Here is a 16854-nt window from a genome sequence, read left to right as displayed (position 1 = left end):
TAAATGCACTCTTTCAGTCCGTTTTTTAATCATTTTCTACTAAGAAACCACTGTATATAATTATCGAATAAAATCGGCACAAAACCATTAGTGTATTCCAGAATGCTTTTACCATCTGTGCGTCCACCTCAATTGGTCACGCAGTGCCTTGGTGACAGGGTATATATCAGAAAATGTCGTCTGTTAATAGCCAAATACTTGCTCTTCTTTTTTATTCTATAGCAAAAAAGCTACGGCTTTTTGCCTGTAATTACAAAAGTACTTGACACTATTAAGTACTTAGGGTATACTCACATTAATTTAGTATATAACATTATTTAGTATAATGTGGTGGTGAGATTTTTGAACAAAGAAATGCTGAAAGGAACGGTTGATATCCTCATACTCAGTGTACTATTAGAAAAGGATAACTATGGATATGAAATATCTAAAACAATTAAAGAAAAATCGGATGATTCATTTGAGATATTGGAAGCCACTATGTACCTTGCGCTTAAAAGGCTTGAGAAACAAAAAGCAATAGAGGCATATTGGGGTGATGAAACCGGCGGCGGCAGGCGCAGGTATTTTAGAATAACTGATTTTGGCAAAGAACAATTAGATAAATCCATTTCTGATTGGAAACAAACCGTTCAATTAGTGGATAAATTTATCTAAGGAGGTTTTACTATGAATAAGCTAAAAAGGATTTATAATCTGACTAACATAAAATATCCGTGGCTTTTGTTGCTTTCTATGGTGATGTTTATATTATCATTATCTTTTCACAGGCTTCATCCTAATATTGACTCAAATATAGAGATAGTAATTTATGGTGCGGGTTTTGCTGTTGCTCTGATATGGAGTATACTGAATTATATCAGTCATTTGAGGCTCAATACAATATACCAAAGACATGATGACTTAACCGTCTTTGTCGAGCATATGTCAATGAAAAGAGACGAAAAAATTGAGCTTATCCAATATCTAAATGACTTTGTAAAAGACTTGGAAGAAAAGGGCGATACACACGAAAATGCCGTTAAAAAAGCTATCAGCCATTTTCAGGTTCAAGAGTTTACAGCGGCACAGGCCAGCGATTTATTTGAAAAGCCAACACACTATTATCTATTGGGATATGTATCAATCTTTGTAGGCGTTATCCTTATCATACAGTGTTTGAATATTATATTCCCAGTCCCATTTATAATGTTGGCAGCAAGTTTCATGTTAGTACTATATAGTATTGCATTCTTTTGCTTGTTTTTCCTTTACAAACTGCTTGATGTTTTAATATCTAAGAAATAACTGCGAAAAGGCAACTTTTCGTTTGAAAGGTTGCCGATTTTTTATTCATGTACTAAATTATATTATGTAATTAACATATTAAAGCATCCGGGGGTTACTCATGCAGGAGATAATTATTGGAATACTAAATCAATTCGGTTACATTGGCATTTTCCTATTAATAACGATAGAAAACGTTTTTCCGCCGATACCATCTGAGGTCATTTTAACTTTTGGCGGGTTTATGACAACCTATGCCAAAATGAAAGTATGGGGTGTCATTCTGGCCGCAACGGCCGGTTCGGTTATGGGTGCAATAATTCTATATGTTATTGGAAGAGTCTTTCATACTGAACGCCTTGAACGCCTATTTGACAGTAAATTAGGGAAGCTTCTTCAGCTAAAAAAAGAAGATGTTGAAAGAGCGGAAAAATGGTTTTTGAAACGAGGAAATAAAGCGATTTTCTTTTGTCGGTTTATTCCTATTGTACGCAGTTTAATATCCATACCGGCAGGGGTCGCAAGAATAAAATTTAGTTCGTTCTTAACTCTGACCATTATCGGTACTTTCATCTGGAATGCGGTATTGGTTTTCCTCGGCAGGATTGCGGGAAACGCATGGGAAACAATAGTGCATTATGTTGACATTTATGCGATGATAGCCGCCGCTTTCTTTGCCTTGGTTGCTATTTTGATTGTTGCAATCTTCGTTAAAAAGAGGTTTCTTAAAAGAGATAAGCTTTAACATCAGCTAAAAAAAACCGGATCAAAAAATCTACACTCTCCATGTCCAGCATAAATGAAACATCGAGTGATTCATTCAGCATCTAATACAACGGATTTGCATATGAGTATCTCAAACAAGGATATATCTTTCTTAAGAAAATATAACCAATGCTTTATGGCTGTACCGGCAGTGAAAAGAAAAAGCGGACGCCATCTTTCGTATTTTCCACACCATAAGGCGCATGATGGAGTTCCAGTATTTCCTTGGATATGGAAAGCCCAAGACCCGTACCTGATTTGGATGACCTCGCCTTAACACGGTAGAATTGTTTCCATATCTTTTTCATGTCTTCCTTCGATATCGGGTTTCCCTGATTTTCTACGCTGATTTCTGCTGACTGTCCATTGCTTCTTACGGTAATTACGATCGCATGCTCATTCTCCGTATGCTGGATTGCATTACTGAGAAAATTAGTAATAACGCGGCTGATTAACCCCTTATGCCCCACTACCATCTGAGGACAAAGTCTTAATGAAACCGAAAGATTTTTCTCCTGTATTGGCTGAGCCAGCGACTTGTATACTTCAGTAATCGCTTTGTCTATTTCAAAAGGGGCCATTTCAGGCTTATAGGTACCGGATTCAAACTTAGCCAGATCCAGCATATTAACAACCAGCAAGTCCGTCCGCTGTATTTCGTCTTCCATCGCCTGAAAGTAATGATCCCTTTTCTCAGCCGCGATTCCGTCTTTTAAAATAGACAGGCAACTTTTCATAACAGCAAGCGGTGTTTTCAATTCATGGGATACCCCGGCAATAAATTCCTTCCGTGTGTCTTCCAGCTTTTTCTCTTTATCAAGCTCCTGTTTCAGCTGACCAATATACGCCTCCATCTGGTTCGACAGATAATTGATATTCTGGGATAGCTGACCAATTTCATCATCGGAACGCACCGGCAGCTTTTCTGTAAAATCCATATTTGCTATTTTCCCCGTGACCTGGTTGATAGATATCAAAGGTTTGGCCAGCCACTTAGAAAAAATAAATGCTAAAACTATAACACACAGAAAAGCAAATCCAAAAAGGTAAGGATAGAATTGCCCCATAACCGATATCGCTTCATCTACCGGCTGAAGAGAGGTCATAGCAAAAATATATCCCGCTACTCGATTTTCAACAACCGGCTTAATGATTATCTTATATTCCGCAAAATTTTCTGTCGCACTGAGTTCTTCTGTATGCTGAAGGGGGTTCGCATTAGCAGCCAACAGATCTGTTTGAAATTCATTTACCTGTTTTAAAAAAAAGCTATCATCGTAAGGAAATGAAATATCCTCCATTTGTTCCGGAAATACAGTTTTTGTTATCGTTCCCTTATACAGGCCAGTTTCAAGATGACTATAAGCCTTATCGGCATTAGGACCATTCAGTTTGCTTGCAAGATTTAAATTTACGACTCCCGTTGAGCCAGTCTGTATCTGATAAGGTATCCTCTCGTCTGCTATATTTACTGTATCAATAATCACTTCATCGCCGACTTTTAGTGAAGAGAGTACATCGGAAGAGAATTCCCCTTTAAAGGAATACATTGGGATTCGCATGATATCCTGTGATTCATTCTTCAATGTCACTTCAATATAGTAATTTTCCACATCGCAGATACGTCCATAATCATCCAATTTCGTGATCCATATCTGGTTATTTTTATAGAGATCCTCAGATGCTGCCTCCGTTCCTTTTTCCGCTGCCAAGCTTAAGTACTCGTTCATATACGTATCGAGCGTATCCGATTTCTTATTAATATAAAATTCTTCGAAAAAGTAATTTTGTAAGATTCCAATGAACAACAACATCGTAGAGAATAGTAGAGCTATCAGCACAGCCCATTTAAAAACAATGTTTTTTTTCATAGCTGTTCCTCGGCGAATTTATATCCCGAACGGATAACCGTAACAATGCAGGTGCCTTTGCTGCCCAATTTGGCACGCAGGTTTCTGATTGTTCACTGGTAATTACAATCCCTTTGTTTTGCATTAAGCAGGCGAGGATTTCAAACTCCGTATGAGTCAGATTAATTGTATTTCCGTCAATAGAAACAAGCCTTGAACGCATATTTATGACAATACCGCCGGCCGATATCAGCATTCCATCCGCAGTGCCCGAGTATTTTTCAAGAAACCGTTTCACTTTTGCCATAAGGACCCGAGGGTTATATGGTCTGATCAGATAATCATCCGCTCTCAGCTCATATCCCAGAAGAGAATCGTCCTCATCTGAACGCGCGGTCAAAATGATGATAGGGATACCGGAAATTTTTCGTATTCTGCGGCATACGGACCAGCCGTCAAGCTTCGGCAGGACAATATCCAGTATAACTAAATCAACAGAATTAGATTGAAACAGTTCTAAAGCTTTCTCTCCATCTGCGGCCTCTAATACTTGATATCCATCCTCGATTAGATAGTCCATTATCACTTCACGTAAAATATCTTCATCTTCAACAACCAATATTTTATTCATCATATAACCGCCATCCTGTGTCCTTACTGACTTATTAAAAGTAAAACTCAGTAAGGTTTATTTCTTTACTGCTATCCAGGTACATGACAGAAGCAGGTATAAACAATCATCAACGACAAATTTCTGTCTGGCGAAGTACCGATTGCTACTCATTCGCTGCCTGACATCACAGCTTTGGTTTGTTATTGACAGCACTCACCGGTAGCGATTAACTGTTCTCTTTGTAGTATGTTTAAAAAACATAAAAAAGCAAGCAGTTATATCTCATTGTTTAGGTACTCTCAATTCTTGTTGTTCTTTCTCTGTTTAAAAGATTCCGATGCCTTTAGATTTTTTGATTTTTATAAGTAACCAATTGCCTCAAGCCAATTTGTGACCTCTTCCGGTACAATAGCACCATTTACAGCAATGCCAGGTAGAATTCTGGGTTTCGAGCATTCTTTAGCGATATCATTTTCAATTTGGCAAAATCCACCGCCGCCATGAGTACAAAAGGGAATTACTGTTTTGTCCGCAAAATCATGTTGTCTAAGGAAGCTCAACACTGGCGGGGCTATTGTTTTAAACCAGTTAGGTGTACCTATAAATATTGTCCGATAATCATCAATTGACTCGTTTCCAAATATTAGCTTAGGACAAAATCCTCGAGTAATTTGATTTCTTACTTCTTTAGCGGCCGTATTATAGTCAAAGGAATAATTGTTCTCCGGAATTAATTCTCTCAAAGTACCCCCTGTCTGTTTTGCTATTTCTAATGCTAAATTCTTTGTGTTATGGAAAAGCGAATAATAAACAATCAATGTATCGTTCATGGTTACTATCCCCCTTTCGTAGAATTCTAATTTATTCGGTTATTTATAAATAATTCCATGTCACACAAATTAGAATTTGACCTTACTTTGTTGTATCATTAAAATATCTCGAATTAACTGTTTGCTGACCGTCTTGGTTTCAACTTGCACTCTTTCCTGCCTTATCCACCTTCTGCGGAAGGACGAGCAGGGCGCTGACCAGCGTAAGCAGCAGGAGTACGGTCCCGGAAACAAAAAACCACAACGATACTCCCCTGTTTTCGGCAACTGGGCCTGCTATGAGCAATCCCAAAGGCATAGTCGCTGAACTGAGGCTTCCGATCAGGGAAAAAGCACGCCCCATCCGTTCCGGGGCGATGGTTTCCTGCATATAGGCGATATAGGGGATGTTGTACAGGTTGCTGCTGGCTCCGAGCAGCGCGCACAACGCCGCGAACACCCAGAACCAGACCATCTCCGCAGGCAGCAGACCGCATAGCAATGAGGATGTTCCCATGCCCAAAAGTCCCAGATGGATAACCAGAAACTTGTTTTTGATGGTGCCGAACTTTCCCAGTAATATGGCGCAGAGCATCATGCCCGTCGCATAACCAAAGTTGACCATGCTGGCATGCCAGGCATCGGCTCGGAAATAGTCGCTGGTCATGAGTGGATAATAAGTCGACAGAGGCGCGTAAAACACCATGCCGAACAAGTGTGGCCGCCGTCACAATAAACAGCTTTCTGTCCTGGCAAATAGCCGCCGCTCCTTCCTTCATTTCATAGAAAAATCGTGGCCTTTGTTTTATCTGCCGCTCCGGGTCGGGTATTTTAACAAGTACCACCGTGGCGCTGGCGACAAGCGCGCCCGCCAAATCGGACAGCAATATGATCCAAAGGGGCAAGGCGGTGTACATGGCCGCGCCCAATACAGGCCCCAGCAGAAAGGCGCCCGACTGCATGAACTGGCTCCAGCCGTTGGCGCGCACCAGCTCCTGCTGCGGCACCAGCATAGGTACCGCGGCTTGAATGGCCGGACTGTGGAACACATTGCCCACCCCCCTGATGCCCAGTACCAAGCAAACCGACCAATAGGGCGGATTGCCAAACAGGAAGAAGAAGGCGAAAACAAGGGCCACTAGTCCAATGAAAAGGTCTGCCGCTATAATGACGGTTTTTCGGTTTAGGCGGTCGACCCACACACCTGCAAAGGGGCCGAGAACCAACTGAGGTAAAAAGGCGAATACGCCCGCGATTGACATCATGATAGGTGACGCCGTTTCACTGGCCAGCCACCAGATCAGGGAAAACTGCACGGCGGCGCTGCCTATGAGCGATACCGTCTGCCCGCCGGCTATGGTGAGGAAATCCCGCTTCCACTTATTCTGTTGGTTTTTCTTCATAAGCATTTTCTCCAGGTTTCAGGTATATTTTTTTGCTAATTTTGAGCAGGCGGCAATATGTTCCACCTGCAATACCCTGTTACCTATAAATTGGAAATTTGTCACCGTATGTTATTGTGGTTAATCGCATAATAAAACCTGTAGCAGCCTCAACCGTCATTCAGAATCTACAGCTATAAGCAAATAAAATACTGCGCTCATTTAATCCACTTTACAACACCCTTCTGGACATAAAGGCGGTGTTTTGGTTTATCTTTATTAACCTAATTGGTTTGAAGGCGTTTTGCTTTCACCAATTCAATTGCTTCTTTGCCACTCATGTATTCAATTGTAAGTTCTATCATGCACACAATGCTAAACTCCTTTTCAATTGCCTGCAAGCGACGGCTTTCTTCATGGTTAGGGGAATATCTTTCAACTAAAATTTCAAGAGCTCTTCTTTTTTCTGCTTCATCTTCCAGAATACGGGCTTTGCCAAAGACAATAACACTGCGAAAATAACTGGTATATTCGTCTGGTACTACCTGATCCTTATCAATCACACAAAAGGAAACTTTTTCGTTTCTGGCAATGGCGTCCAGTTTATGGCCTGTTTTGGCACAATGAAAGAAAATCTTATTGTCGTGATATACATAACTAAGCGGAACAGCATAGGGGTAATTATCGTCCCCGGATACAGCTAGCACACCCGACGTTCCACGATTCATAACTTGAATACTTTCCTCTAAGGTTAAAACCTGTTTTTTGCGACGCATTTCTCTAAACATATAGCACCTCTTTCGAAAATAAAACAATAAAACGCCTGATGCTCATTCCTTCAAAGGCCTAACGGAATGAATAAAAGACGTTTACCCGGCGGCAAATTTAATATTAAGTATACCATAAAAACATGTGTTTTTCCCCCATAACAGAGAAATAAGGATGGCACGTATCCTGTTCCATAACTACATGAACACTATCCCCGGAGCTTACCCCGGCGGCATCACGGATTGATTTGTTGACCACTAAAAAATACGTTCCGTCGCCATTAGGCATTAAGGAACTTTTATAGTATACCATTCACTGTTCCTTTAACTCTGACTTGTGATTTAACACCATACGTTTCCTCAATATTAAAAGGAATTGCCAGAAATGTCCAGGTACCAACACCATCCGGCCTTTCGAGTTTTGCTTCAAATTCTTTCTTCATGTTCATATACTCCGTAAACTTTTCGTTACATATAATTCAATAAAAATACTTATTCAAAACTTTTCACTTGCAATAAGTCATATATGTTCCCATATAAATCCTCAAATACAACTTCAATTCCCCAGGGCATTTCTTGTGGCTCCCCATAGAATTTAACACCTCTTGACTTCAAAGTGTGAAAATCTTTCATACAATCGTCAGTTTCCAGAACAAGAAAGACATGTTCCGCTGCTTGATTACCAACCCTTTCTGACATACTTTGGGTATTAGCTTCTACGAAAACAATTTCCAATTCTTTTTGCTTGGGCGGCGCAACGGTAACCCACCTCATTCCATTACCAAAGGGCGTATCAGATTTTAGTTCAAACCCAAGTACCTCTGTGTAATACTTTACTGCCTCCTCATAATTTTTTACAAGTACGGTTACATGTCCAATTTTTTGTAATATGCGAATTAGCTCCTCTCATATTATTAGTAATTTTAAGGCTTTGCCTTTATACCATTAAATAAAATTTCAATTATATCCTCTATTATTGAATTATCATTTGTAACATCAGTATTTACATAGGTGGTTACAGCACCTACCAGTGCACCCCATAGTATTTGAGACAATCTGGTCGGTTCAATCGATATAACTTGCTCCATATCTATTGCTTCACGGATTGTATCAATTACAGGCTCATACAGATTAGATTGAAAATTATTGAAGATTTTATTTGATTTGTCGCCAAAGACTAATGCAACATCTTCAAAGATATTCTTATAAAACCTGAACAAAAAAGGATTTTTGGCAGTTATTATTGCTTGCCTTTTGAAAAATAATTCTAAACGGTCAATAGGCTTTGCTCCTATCATTAGAGTATCATCAACAATTGCTTTACCATCTTCCATAATTCTGATGAACACTTCTTGTAGCAAATCATACTTATTGTCAAAATAATGATATACTGTTCCACGTCCTACTCCAGCATTTTCAGCTACATCACCCATCTCCATCCTGTGGATGCCTTTTTCCAAATATACTTGCATTCCTGATTGAATAATCTGTTCCATTCTTTTTTTACGTATTGCATCATTTTTATCCGGAGTGCGTGGCAACCTTTCTCACCTCTATTTTTATATTGACATGCGTGTATGTCAATATAACATGTATATATACTATTGTCAATTCCCAAGTAAACCTAAGTTTTTGAGATGGCTCAATTTTCCCAATATTTTATGGCAACCTCTTATATCTAGCATGTCTGGCTTGTGAAGACTCTCTACTATTTCTTCCTAAATTGCTTTGAATACCGCTCGTACAATTCCTGCCATCCATATTTGAGTGCATTTTCTCCCACCATGGAGGGTATCTTCTCACCGGCCAAAGTTCCAGTAAGGCCTTTGAGACAGAGATGCCAACCCGCTGCGTAGGAAGGCGCGTCCTGATAATTTGCAAAGCGGTGTCGAAGAATCAGGACAGTCTTGTCTCCATTGCCACTGAGCTCCCATCGCAGGATGTCGGATCCCCATCGAAGGATGAGCAAGTGCGGTGCGTTGACTTCCAGAACATAACCCTGCCTTTCATCGGCCTCGGGTGCATCGATATGTGCCAGTCGTACCTTTCCGGTCGTGGTCAGATCCCTATCCGCCGTGAATGGTCCCCAATTGGGGATCTCTTCGGCCTTGGTAAGTGCGGCCCAGACATCTTCAAGCAGATGTTCCAAAGACCGTTCAAGCACTAGAATCCATTCCCCGTTCTCTTGAATTAGATAAGGATTTTCTGAAACATGTGAACTCATTATATGATTACCTCCCATGATTTTTTTTCTGATCTAGGTGCTCAGTCAGGGCGTCAATATGCTTATTCCACATCTTCCGATAGGCATTTAACCACTCATCAATCTCCGCGAGCGGCTCAGCATTCAGACAATAGATGCGGTGCTGAGCCTTGATCTGAACCTGTACAAGGCCGCATTCCCGGAGTGTCCGCAGGTGTTTAGATATCAAGGGCTGCGACAAACCGAGATCATTGACCAACTCTGTGACACTGGAATCGGACTGTAGTAGCCGGTCCAGGATTCTTCGACGAGATGGCTCTGCAACCACAGCATAAGTATCGAGCACTGCCCTCACCTCCTTCTGCTAAATTTTATTATAACCCATCGGTTATATAACTGTCAATTCATATAGGATCGCTATAAATATTGTTTTATTTAAATATAAATACTATGCCGTTTTATGGTTGTTATCCATTAAAAACTTGATGTCTCATTGGGGCTATCATTTCAAAAATACCGAATATCATCTATAAAACAGGCAAAAAAAGGGTCAAAAAATGCATTTTTCCAACCCGATTTTCGCCTGTTTTTCGTTCCAAAACCACTACAAATAGTGGTTGACATGCCTTATTTACCGCCGGCGGGTACCGAACCCTTCTCCGCATCCTTATTTCGGCGCCGGCAGCCAGTTCTGTTCGTGGCCGGTCGGGGCCGTATTCTGGATATAGATGTCGATCGAACCGTCGGCGTTCTATACGAGCCCTGAGCGGTCGCCGACGCTGTGCGGTTGATGGGATTTGAAACCATGCGGTTTTTTGCGTCGGTCATCGAGATCGACCAGAAGACGTCTACCGGCGGCAGGCCCCGCGCTGTCTTTTCGTCACCGTCAATACCCCGCTTCTTCCGCAACCCATTTTACAGCCTCCTCATACTATTTTCTCCACATACGGTATCTTCCGTATAAGCAAGGCTATACCGAAGCAGACCGGCAGACACACGACCGCCGCCAGGCCAAACTTCAGCAGCGTCGCCATCTGTAAGCCGGACAGCGCCAGCATCAGGAAAACGATGACCGGCACATGGATGACGTACACGGCGAAGGAATGCTGGGAGAGGAACCGGCCGAACTTCTTCCCGCCGTCTAGGAAGCGACGGAAGAAAGTAATCAATGCCAGGCTTATTCCCACGGCGAAGATCGAATCCCACAGAGCGAATACGGCCGACTGCCAGCTCCCGTAGCCTATCCACTTGCTGCCGGAGCCGATAAACACCGCCGTGGGGAACAGTATGACCGTTGCGAGCACAGCCAAAACGAAGCCAAGCTGCCCGAGCGAACCTGGAATCGACCGGAGCCAGCCCTGCCGGAAGGCAATCATTCCGATCAGGAAAAAGCTCAGGTATTGGGCCAGATACCCAAGCGACGGGAATTCGAGCACGGGTATGCCGTATGGAATGACGATCCTCAGCAGGTAGCTCGCAGCCGCCAGCGCCAGCGTGAAGAGGACGACCTTGGGGAACGTGAGCTTCTTGGGCGCGTCGTCCGCCAGGCGCTCCGGCCTGTTTTTCACAATCGTCCGCCACGCGAGGTAGCCCAGGTCGAATACGAGCAGCATCACCACGAACCACATCTGATCCAGGGCGAACAGATTCCCGATGGGCCTATGCGTTATTTGATGGCTTCCCCAGACCTCCAGGGGTCTGATTATGAAGACGTAAACGAGCGTGGGTATGCCGAGCCGCAGCAGCCTGTCCATAAGGAATTTGCTGGGCCCCTTGCGTTCATACGACCCGGGCGTGAAATACCCCGAGAGCAGGAAGAGCAGGCCCATGAAGTATGCCTGGTTCAGCATCAGGAACAAATACAAGCCGAAAATCTCGCCCAGGTGCTGCAGCACGACGAGGATCACCATCCACGTGCGCAGGTTGTCGGCAAAGTACAGGCGTTGCCCGGGTTTTTCCGCCGGAAGGCTTGCCGCTTGGTTTCTCTCAACAAGAGCGCATGATAAAAAGCTTGAAAGAGCCAGCAGGACTAATCCCAGGCCAAACCCTATCGCCACTATAATGAAGTTGGAGGCGAGAGACTGGACTACTGGACCGGTATGTTGAAGAACATTCGTTTTTCTCGTAAAGGCGAAGGTGATTATGAAAATCAAATAAAATGGCAGGTTGGAAAAGACATATACTTTGGAGAATGGAAATTTAAAATACAGCGGAAATATCACCGCGATCATCAGGCAGACATAAAAGAACGCGGCGGACAAATAGGTCAATGATTCAGCGCTGCTCATGCCCTTGTTGGTTAAAAACGAAATGATATATGCAATTAACACGGCGATAATCCCGTTTATGACGATGACGCACAGGGCGTATATATATCTGCCTATGACGACTTCGGATTTCCTGAGCGGCAATACTCCATACAGTTTTTCGAGGTTGTTTTTTTCATATATGGAAAAGTACTGACCGGTAAGGGGCGCCGAAATGACCATGACAACCAAGGCGCCAAAAATAGGTGTTTTTGAAATCACAGCGAGGAAAATCCCGAGAATGTAAGCAATCATAAACATCGGATAACGCGACTTCATTATATCGTGATCAAGTTTTATCGATTTGAGAATGTTACTCATGGTTTCTGTCTCCTTTGCTTATTGATACTAAGATCTCATCTATTGAAGGTGTTTCCGTAACAATCTCTGGAGCTAAATGTTTCATCTCGGGAGTCGGCAATAGTCCCGCAAATCCGGCTATATTTGTGGTGAGCCCGATGATTTTTTCTTTCAGTGAATCCGTCAGGTCATGCGGGCCGCCCCTGACGATGCAAAAGCTTTCCAGCAGATCATCTTTAGTTCCGGAATAAAAGATATTCCCATGATCGATCAGCGTAATATAATCGGCGATCTTTTCAAGGTCCGAGGTAATATGTGTTGAAAAAAGAATGCTTTTCTGACCGTCAGCGATATACTTGCTCAATATTTCAAGCAGCCCGTCGCGGGCAACAGGATCCAGCCCGCCTGTCGGCTCGTCAAGTATCAGCAGCCTGGCTTCGTGCGACATCGCAACAGCCAGCATCAGCTTCATCTTCATACCGCGGGACAATTCTTTCACCTTTTTGTCCATAGGCAGATGAAAGCTGCTCACGTATTGATCGAATAATTTACTGCTCCAGTTGCTGTAAAAGCTCTTAACGGCTCTTTCTACTTCCCTGACTTTCCAGCTGTCAACAAAATATATATCATCAAAAACTACCCCAATATCCTGCTTGATTTTCTGCTCGTCCTGCACATTATCCAGACCGAATATTTTTATTTCACCGCTTTCCTGGTTAATCATATTTAGGATCAGGCGGATTGTGGTAGTCTTACCGGCGCCGTTTTGACCGACAAATCCCATAATATAGCCCATCGGCAAAGAAAAAGAGATATTATTCAATAAAAAATCTTTATAGTTTTTACAAAGCTTTTGTATTTCAATAGCATTATTCATATGGATTTCCCTCCAACATAGATTTAAGTATTTGTAATAATTCTTTTTCAGGCAATTTAGCTATCTTTGCGGCATTTATGGCAGCCGCAAAACCATCTTCAATTTTACGAAACAGCTGTTCACGTACCAGTTCATTATCTTTCGGAGAAACGAAACAGCCTTTACCTTGTATATTTACAATAAAACCTTCCTGCTCCAAATCAGAGTAAGCTCTTGTTGTAGTGACTACACTTATTTTTAATTCACTGGCAAGCTGCCTAATGGATGGAAGCATATCTCCTTCATTTAATTCATCACTGAGTATGGCTTCCTTAATTTGTTCTTTAATCTGTTCATAAATAGGTTTTCCAGATGTGTTTCTAATAATAATCCGCAATATAAATCACCCTCATCCACGCCTAACGTGTCTTTATTGATTTATTGTCTTTAGTGTATTTACTGTATGTATTGTATAATAACACCCGCACTATATTGTGTCAATTATTTTGGATTTTATATGTTTGTGTAAAATAATGGTTATTATCCCCAACGTCTCCGATGTCATCTATAAAATGGGTAAAAAAACGGACTGAGAATTGCACTTTTTCAGTCCGTTTTTTGATTATTATTTTTTACCCCAAAACCACTAGGTTGACCTGTCTTATTGTAAGCGATTTAAGCGCTTACGTCTTATTTGTCCTTTGAATCACTATTCGTCATCAAAACTATACTCTCCACATGCCTTGAGTGTACAAAAAAGATGCCGCCTGAAGCTGGTGGGGCCTTGGCGGCAGATTATGACAATATAAAGCAGTCTAATCCAGCCTCATTTTTAATTCCCTCGAATTCCGGGAAATTAAGATCCCGATTGTAAATTTGTTCCAGTTCCATTTACAAGGATCTTCTTTGCCAAATCCCTCACCCCTTTTCTAAAGCGACTGCATGCTTCTCAACACCTTCTCCATCGGCTTACCTTTTGCCAGTTCGTCCACCAACTTGTCTAACCAGCGTATCTTCTGCATAAGCGGGTCTTCGATTTCCTCGACGCGAACTCCGCAGATTACTCCGGTGATTTTGGAAGCGTTCGGATTGATTTGAGGGGCTTCGGCAAAGAATGTCTCAAAGTCCGCTTCTCTATTAATTTGAGACTGCAATCCCTGTTCATCGTAGCCTGTCAGCCATTGGATGATGGTATCGACTTCTGCTTTCGTGCGTCCTTTACGCAAGGCTTTTTGAATATACAGAGGGTAGACGCCGGAGATTTTCATTTTGTATACACGTTCGTTATTCACTCTTCATCCCTCCACTTGCTTCGGCGCTTCTTCAGCGACGACATTCCAATTCACGCCGAACTTGTCTGTTACTGCGGCGTGGAACACGCTGTAGAAGGTCTCGGTCGGCGGGAGCGTCACCTCGCCACCCACACAAAGCGCGTCGAAGATAGCCGTCGCTTCCTTGCCCGTAGGTGCCGTGGCGGTTAGTTTGATGTTGTCGCCGTTCTTGGGCGGCGTAGCTTCATCGGCAAACCAGACGTTCGTACCGCAGATGACCATCTCGGCGTGCATAACCCAAGTGCGCAGCAGTTCAGGCGGCGTCTTTGACCCCTCCGGCATATAGTCACCGTAGGGCAGGACTTTTGGCTCGTCGCAATGGAAGACGGCGCGGTAGAAGTTCAGCGCGTCTTTGCAGTTCCCGTTGAATGTAAGGTAAGGTGTAATCATGGTTTCCTCTCCTTTTTTTGCGTTTTGGCTTAATCAGGCAGCAACTGCCCTGTACCTGCTTGCTGAATTTTGTACAACATAATATCTATTTGATACGCACCCATCGGTGATTTACCAATAGAAAGACGACAAACAATATTGCTAAAGCTGTTAATACCGCAGCGAGTACATTCAAAACCTTATTTGTCTTACCTTTCAAAACCTTGGACAGCAAGGCATAACTGCCAATCCCGATTATCCCTCCGAGCGTGTTACTAAGCACGTCAGTGATGTCGGCTCTACCGATTGCGAAAATGAACTGCGTTATCTCAAAAGCCAGAGTTAAAACGACAGTTGCAAGAACTTTTTTCGCAAAAGACCATTTGCTTTTCAGCATACAAATATAGATTCCCAAAGGTATGAAAGCGAGAATGTTAACTCTGATTTCGCTGAAGCGAATGACGCCGTTGTCATCGAAAGACCCGAGAAGCGGAATCAGATTGACGACTCGTCCTTCATCCATTACCGCGATAGAGAATTGCAGCTTGAAGAGAATCAGCCAAACTAATGCCAGCAAATAAACTGCGAATAACACGAGCGTAAGCGTGTTTCATTTTTCCGATTTTATATCAATCACACTCCTTAATTGTAAGGCTTTATGCCTTCTCGATCAAACAGCATACTTCCGTATGACTCGTCTGCGGAAACATATCCACCGGCTGGACCTCTTCCGTTCTATACCCTTTTTCCTCAAGTATTTTTAAATCCCGGGCCAAGGTGGCCGGATCGCAGGATACATAAATCACTTTAGCTGGCTTCATCCCGGCAATGGCATCCAAAACGGCCGGATCACACCCTTTGCGTGGGGGATCCACTACAATTAGGTCCGGTTTGGTCCCGGCCGCAGACATTTTGGGCAACAAGACTTCCGCCTTGCCCGCGAAAAACTCCGTATTGGTTATTCCATTCAACCTGGCGTTGAGTTCCGCATCTTTTACCGCCTCTTTGAACTCCTCTATGCCATACACTTTCCCCGCCTGTAGGGCCAGGAGAAGAGAGATGGTCCCAATTCCGCAGTATACATCAACCACTGTCTCAACTCCCTTTAAAGCTGCATAATCCAGGACTTTTCCATAAAGAACTTCTGTCTGTTCCGGGTTGACCTGGACAAATGACCCGGGGCTGATAGAAAAACATACTTTTCCAATTTTATCTTCTATTCTTTCCTTACCCACGATCAATCGCCATTCCGGTCCAAAGACGGCACCAGAATTTTGCGGGTTCATATTCTGTAGGACGGATACGACTTGAGGGAAACGGCCCATTAAAGCTTTTGCCAGATCATCCAAGATTGCCATTTCCCGGCGATAGGTCACAAAAGCGGCGGCAATTTCCTGATTGGCCCGGCTTATTTTCAAAACAAAGTGTCTCCATCCGGAAAGGTCGTCGGCAGGGAAATAGGATTGCAGCTTCTTTTCCAAAAACAAACGGATATCGTTGAATATGCCAGGTAAAAGAGAGCATTTTTCTACGGGAACCAATTCCCGGGTCCCCGGCCGGTAAAAACCGATCTCAACTTTGCCATTGGTAACCTGCACATGAAACTGGACCCGGTTGCGATATTGCCAGGGGTAGTTCATTCCTAACACAGGATGGACTTTTATTTCTGAAATATGGCCGACTCTGGCCAGAACGTCTCGCACCATCCGGCGCTTTAATTCCAGTTGATGCTGATAAGCGGCATGCTGGAGATGACAACCTCCGCAGGAGTGATAGATAGAACACACTGAGTCGATCCGGTAAGGAGAACTTTCCGTAATGCGAATCAATCTGGCCACGGCAAAAGACTTTTTCACCTGGTCAATTTGGGCCTGCACTGTCTCCGCAGGGAGAGTGCCTGGAACAAAAACGGTAAACCCTTGGAGCCTGCCAATCCCCCATCCTTGATGCGTCACTCCTTCAATCCGAATCTCGATCATATCCCCCAAAGCAACAGATAGCCCCATTGATTCTATACCACCTTCATAAATTTTGAAC

General features: G+C 43.0%; 21 protein-coding genes and 2 pseudogenes. 3 read left to right on the top strand and 20 right to left on the bottom strand.

The features are described 5' to 3' along the window. The first annotated feature begins 333 nt into the window (after nt 1-333). The 3 genes from DCMF_RS00725 to DCMF_RS00715 all read left to right on the top strand — a co-directional run bounded on the left by DCMF_RS00725 (nt 334) and on the right by DCMF_RS00715 (nt 2011). Complete coding sequence (locus DCMF_RS00725; protein ID WP_335582378.1) at nt 334-657, top strand: PadR family transcriptional regulator; 324 nt, start codon at nt 334-336, stop codon at nt 655-657. A 12-nt stretch (nt 658-669) separates the two neighbouring features. Beyond that, complete coding sequence (locus DCMF_RS00720) at nt 670-1287, top strand: hypothetical protein (RefSeq protein WP_148132653.1); 618 nt, start codon at nt 670-672, stop codon at nt 1285-1287. A 100-nt stretch (nt 1288-1387) separates the two neighbouring features. Beyond that, nucleotides 1388-2011 carry a DedA family protein gene (locus DCMF_RS00715; RefSeq protein WP_148132652.1) on the top strand — a complete coding sequence of 208 codons (624 nt, stop codon included), beginning with the start codon at nt 1388-1390 and terminating at the stop codon, nt 2009-2011. Nucleotides 2012-2165: 154 nt separating this feature from the next. Here DCMF_RS00715 and DCMF_RS00710 read toward each other — a convergent pair whose 3' ends face one another. The 20 genes and pseudogenes from DCMF_RS00710 to rlmD all read right to left on the bottom strand — a co-directional run bounded on the left by DCMF_RS00710 (nt 2166) and on the right by rlmD (nt 16823). Then, a complete protein-coding gene (locus tag DCMF_RS00710; RefSeq protein WP_148132651.1) occupies nt 2166-3902 on the bottom strand; it encodes a sensor histidine kinase in 1737 nt (578 codons plus the stop codon). Further along, a pseudogene (locus DCMF_RS00705) lies at nt 3899-4512 on the bottom strand (response regulator transcription factor). Before DCMF_RS00705 ends, DCMF_RS00710 begins: the two are co-directional and overlap by 4 nt. Before the next feature lie 341 nt (nt 4513-4853). Beyond that, entirely contained in the window at nt 4854-5324 is a 471-nt protein-coding gene (locus DCMF_RS00700; RefSeq protein WP_148132650.1) for a flavodoxin, read from the bottom strand. Nucleotides 5325-5463: 139 nt separating this feature from the next. Then, nucleotides 5464-5970 (bottom strand): MFS transporter, encoded by a 507-nt coding sequence (locus DCMF_RS29480; protein WP_236860290.1) that lies wholly within the window; start codon nt 5968-5970, stop codon nt 5464-5466. Nucleotides 5971-6160: 190 nt separating this feature from the next. Further along, nucleotides 6161-6706 (bottom strand): annotated as a pseudogene (locus DCMF_RS29475) (MFS transporter); the annotation flags it as partial. A gap of 263 nt (nt 6707-6969) precedes the next feature. After that, nucleotides 6970-7473: a pyridoxamine 5'-phosphate oxidase family protein gene (locus DCMF_RS00690; RefSeq protein WP_148132649.1), complete on the bottom strand. Its 504-nt coding sequence runs from the start codon at nt 7471-7473 to the stop codon at nt 6970-6972. 103 nt (nt 7474-7576) lie between these two features. Then, nucleotides 7577-7741: a DUF1905 domain-containing protein gene (locus DCMF_RS30395; RefSeq protein ID WP_418219637.1), complete on the bottom strand. Its 165-nt coding sequence runs from the start codon at nt 7739-7741 to the stop codon at nt 7577-7579. 10 nt (nt 7742-7751) lie between these two features. Next, the gene (locus DCMF_RS00680; protein ID WP_214658996.1) at nt 7752-7895 is read right to left on the bottom strand and encodes a DUF1905 domain-containing protein; all 144 of its coding nucleotides are present in this window, start codon (nt 7893-7895) and stop codon (nt 7752-7754) included. A gap of 49 nt (nt 7896-7944) precedes the next feature. Continuing rightward, a complete protein-coding gene (locus tag DCMF_RS00675) occupies nt 7945-8331 on the bottom strand; it encodes a VOC family protein (RefSeq protein ID WP_236860289.1) in 387 nt (128 codons plus the stop codon). Nucleotides 8332-8375: 44 nt separating this feature from the next. Next, complete coding sequence (locus DCMF_RS00670) at nt 8376-8993, bottom strand: TetR/AcrR family transcriptional regulator (protein WP_214658995.1); 618 nt, start codon at nt 8991-8993, stop codon at nt 8376-8378. A 167-nt stretch (nt 8994-9160) separates the two neighbouring features. Continuing rightward, nucleotides 9161-9676 carry an SRPBCC domain-containing protein gene (locus tag DCMF_RS00665; RefSeq protein ID WP_214658994.1) on the bottom strand — a complete coding sequence of 172 codons (516 nt, stop codon included), beginning with the start codon at nt 9674-9676 and terminating at the stop codon, nt 9161-9163. A gap of 7 nt (nt 9677-9683) precedes the next feature. Then, the gene (locus tag DCMF_RS00660; protein ID WP_148132643.1) at nt 9684-10001 is read right to left on the bottom strand and encodes an ArsR/SmtB family transcription factor; all 318 of its coding nucleotides are present in this window, start codon (nt 9999-10001) and stop codon (nt 9684-9686) included. Nucleotides 10002-10322: 321 nt separating this feature from the next. Continuing rightward, the gene (locus tag DCMF_RS29945) at nt 10323-10379 is read right to left on the bottom strand and encodes a hypothetical protein (protein ID WP_250645165.1); all 57 of its coding nucleotides are present in this window, start codon (nt 10377-10379) and stop codon (nt 10323-10325) included. Between the two features lie 202 nt (nt 10380-10581). Next, entirely contained in the window at nt 10582-12282 is a 1701-nt protein-coding gene (locus DCMF_RS00650; RefSeq protein WP_148132642.1) for an acyltransferase family protein, read from the bottom strand. Continuing rightward, on the bottom strand, nt 12275-13138 hold the full coding sequence (locus DCMF_RS00645) for an ABC transporter ATP-binding protein (protein WP_148132641.1): 864 nt from the start codon (nt 13136-13138) through the stop codon (nt 12275-12277). Before DCMF_RS00645 ends, DCMF_RS00650 begins: the two co-directional genes overlap by 8 nt. After that, a complete protein-coding gene (locus DCMF_RS00640) occupies nt 13131-13514 on the bottom strand; it encodes a GntR family transcriptional regulator (protein WP_148132640.1) in 384 nt (127 codons plus the stop codon). Before DCMF_RS00640 ends, DCMF_RS00645 begins: the two co-directional genes overlap by 8 nt. 532 nt (nt 13515-14046) lie before the next feature. Continuing rightward, nucleotides 14047-14409 carry a DUF2200 domain-containing protein gene (locus DCMF_RS00630; protein WP_214658993.1) on the bottom strand — a complete coding sequence of 121 codons (363 nt, stop codon included), beginning with the start codon at nt 14407-14409 and terminating at the stop codon, nt 14047-14049. 3 nt (nt 14410-14412) lie between these two features. Then, on the bottom strand, nt 14413-14838 hold the full coding sequence (locus DCMF_RS00625) for a VOC family protein (RefSeq protein WP_148132639.1): 426 nt from the start codon (nt 14836-14838) through the stop codon (nt 14413-14415). Nucleotides 14839-14923: 85 nt separating this feature from the next. Further along, nucleotides 14924-15394: a VanZ family protein gene (locus DCMF_RS00620; RefSeq protein WP_214658992.1), complete on the bottom strand. Its 471-nt coding sequence runs from the start codon at nt 15392-15394 to the stop codon at nt 14924-14926. Between the two features lie 79 nt (nt 15395-15473). Beyond that, complete coding sequence (rlmD, locus tag DCMF_RS00615) at nt 15474-16823, bottom strand: 23S rRNA (uracil(1939)-C(5))-methyltransferase RlmD (RefSeq protein WP_148132638.1); 1350 nt, start codon at nt 16821-16823, stop codon at nt 15474-15476. Between the last annotated feature and the right edge of the window lie 31 nt (nt 16824-16854).

It is taken from the genome of Candidatus Formimonas warabiya, assembly GCF_002777255.1.
Taxonomy (GTDB): domain Bacteria; phylum Bacillota; class Dehalobacteriia; order Dehalobacteriales; family Dehalobacteriaceae; genus Formimonas; species Formimonas warabiya.
The sequence above is the reverse complement of the archived record's forward strand: the minus strand, read 5'-3'. Positions and strand labels throughout refer to the sequence as shown.

Excerpts from the sequence above, each read along its gene's own strand:
- DCMF_RS00715 (WP_148132652.1), top strand. The coding sequence starts at position 1,388 with ATGCAGGAGATAATTATTGGAATACTAAATCAATTCGGTTACATTGGC.
- DCMF_RS00625 (WP_148132639.1), bottom strand. The coding sequence starts at position 14,838 with ATGATTACACCTTACCTTACATTCAACGGGAACTGCAAAGACGCGCTG.
- DCMF_RS00665 (WP_214658994.1), bottom strand. The coding sequence starts at position 9,676 with ATGAGTTCACATGTTTCAGAAAATCCTTATCTAATTCAAGAGAACGGG.
- DCMF_RS00680 (WP_214658996.1), bottom strand. The coding sequence starts at position 7,895 with ATGAAGAAAGAATTTGAAGCAAAACTCGAAAGGCCGGATGGTGTTGGT.
- DCMF_RS00710 (WP_148132651.1), bottom strand. The coding sequence starts at position 3,902 with ATGAAAAAAAACATTGTTTTTAAATGGGCTGTGCTGATAGCTCTACTA.
- DCMF_RS00650 (WP_148132642.1), bottom strand. The coding sequence starts at position 12,282 with ATGAGTAACATTCTCAAATCGATAAAACTTGATCACGATATAATGAAG.
- DCMF_RS00690 (WP_148132649.1), bottom strand. The coding sequence starts at position 7,473 with ATGTTTAGAGAAATGCGTCGCAAAAAACAGGTTTTAACCTTAGAGGAA.
- DCMF_RS00720 (WP_148132653.1), top strand. The coding sequence starts at position 670 with ATGAATAAGCTAAAAAGGATTTATAATCTGACTAACATAAAATATCCG.
- DCMF_RS29480 (WP_236860290.1), bottom strand. The coding sequence starts at position 5,970 with ATGACCAGCGACTATTTCCGAGCCGATGCCTGGCATGCCAGCATGGTC.
- rlmD (WP_148132638.1), bottom strand. The coding sequence starts at position 16,823 with ATGGGGCTATCTGTTGCTTTGGGGGATATGATCGAGATTCGGATTGAA.
- DCMF_RS30395 (WP_418219637.1), bottom strand. The coding sequence starts at position 7,741 with ATGCCTAATGGCGACGGAACGTATTTTTTAGTGGTCAACAAATCAATC.
- DCMF_RS00700 (WP_148132650.1), bottom strand. The coding sequence starts at position 5,324 with ATGAACGATACATTGATTGTTTATTATTCGCTTTTCCATAACACAAAG.
- DCMF_RS00645 (WP_148132641.1), bottom strand. The coding sequence starts at position 13,138 with ATGAATAATGCTATTGAAATACAAAAGCTTTGTAAAAACTATAAAGAT.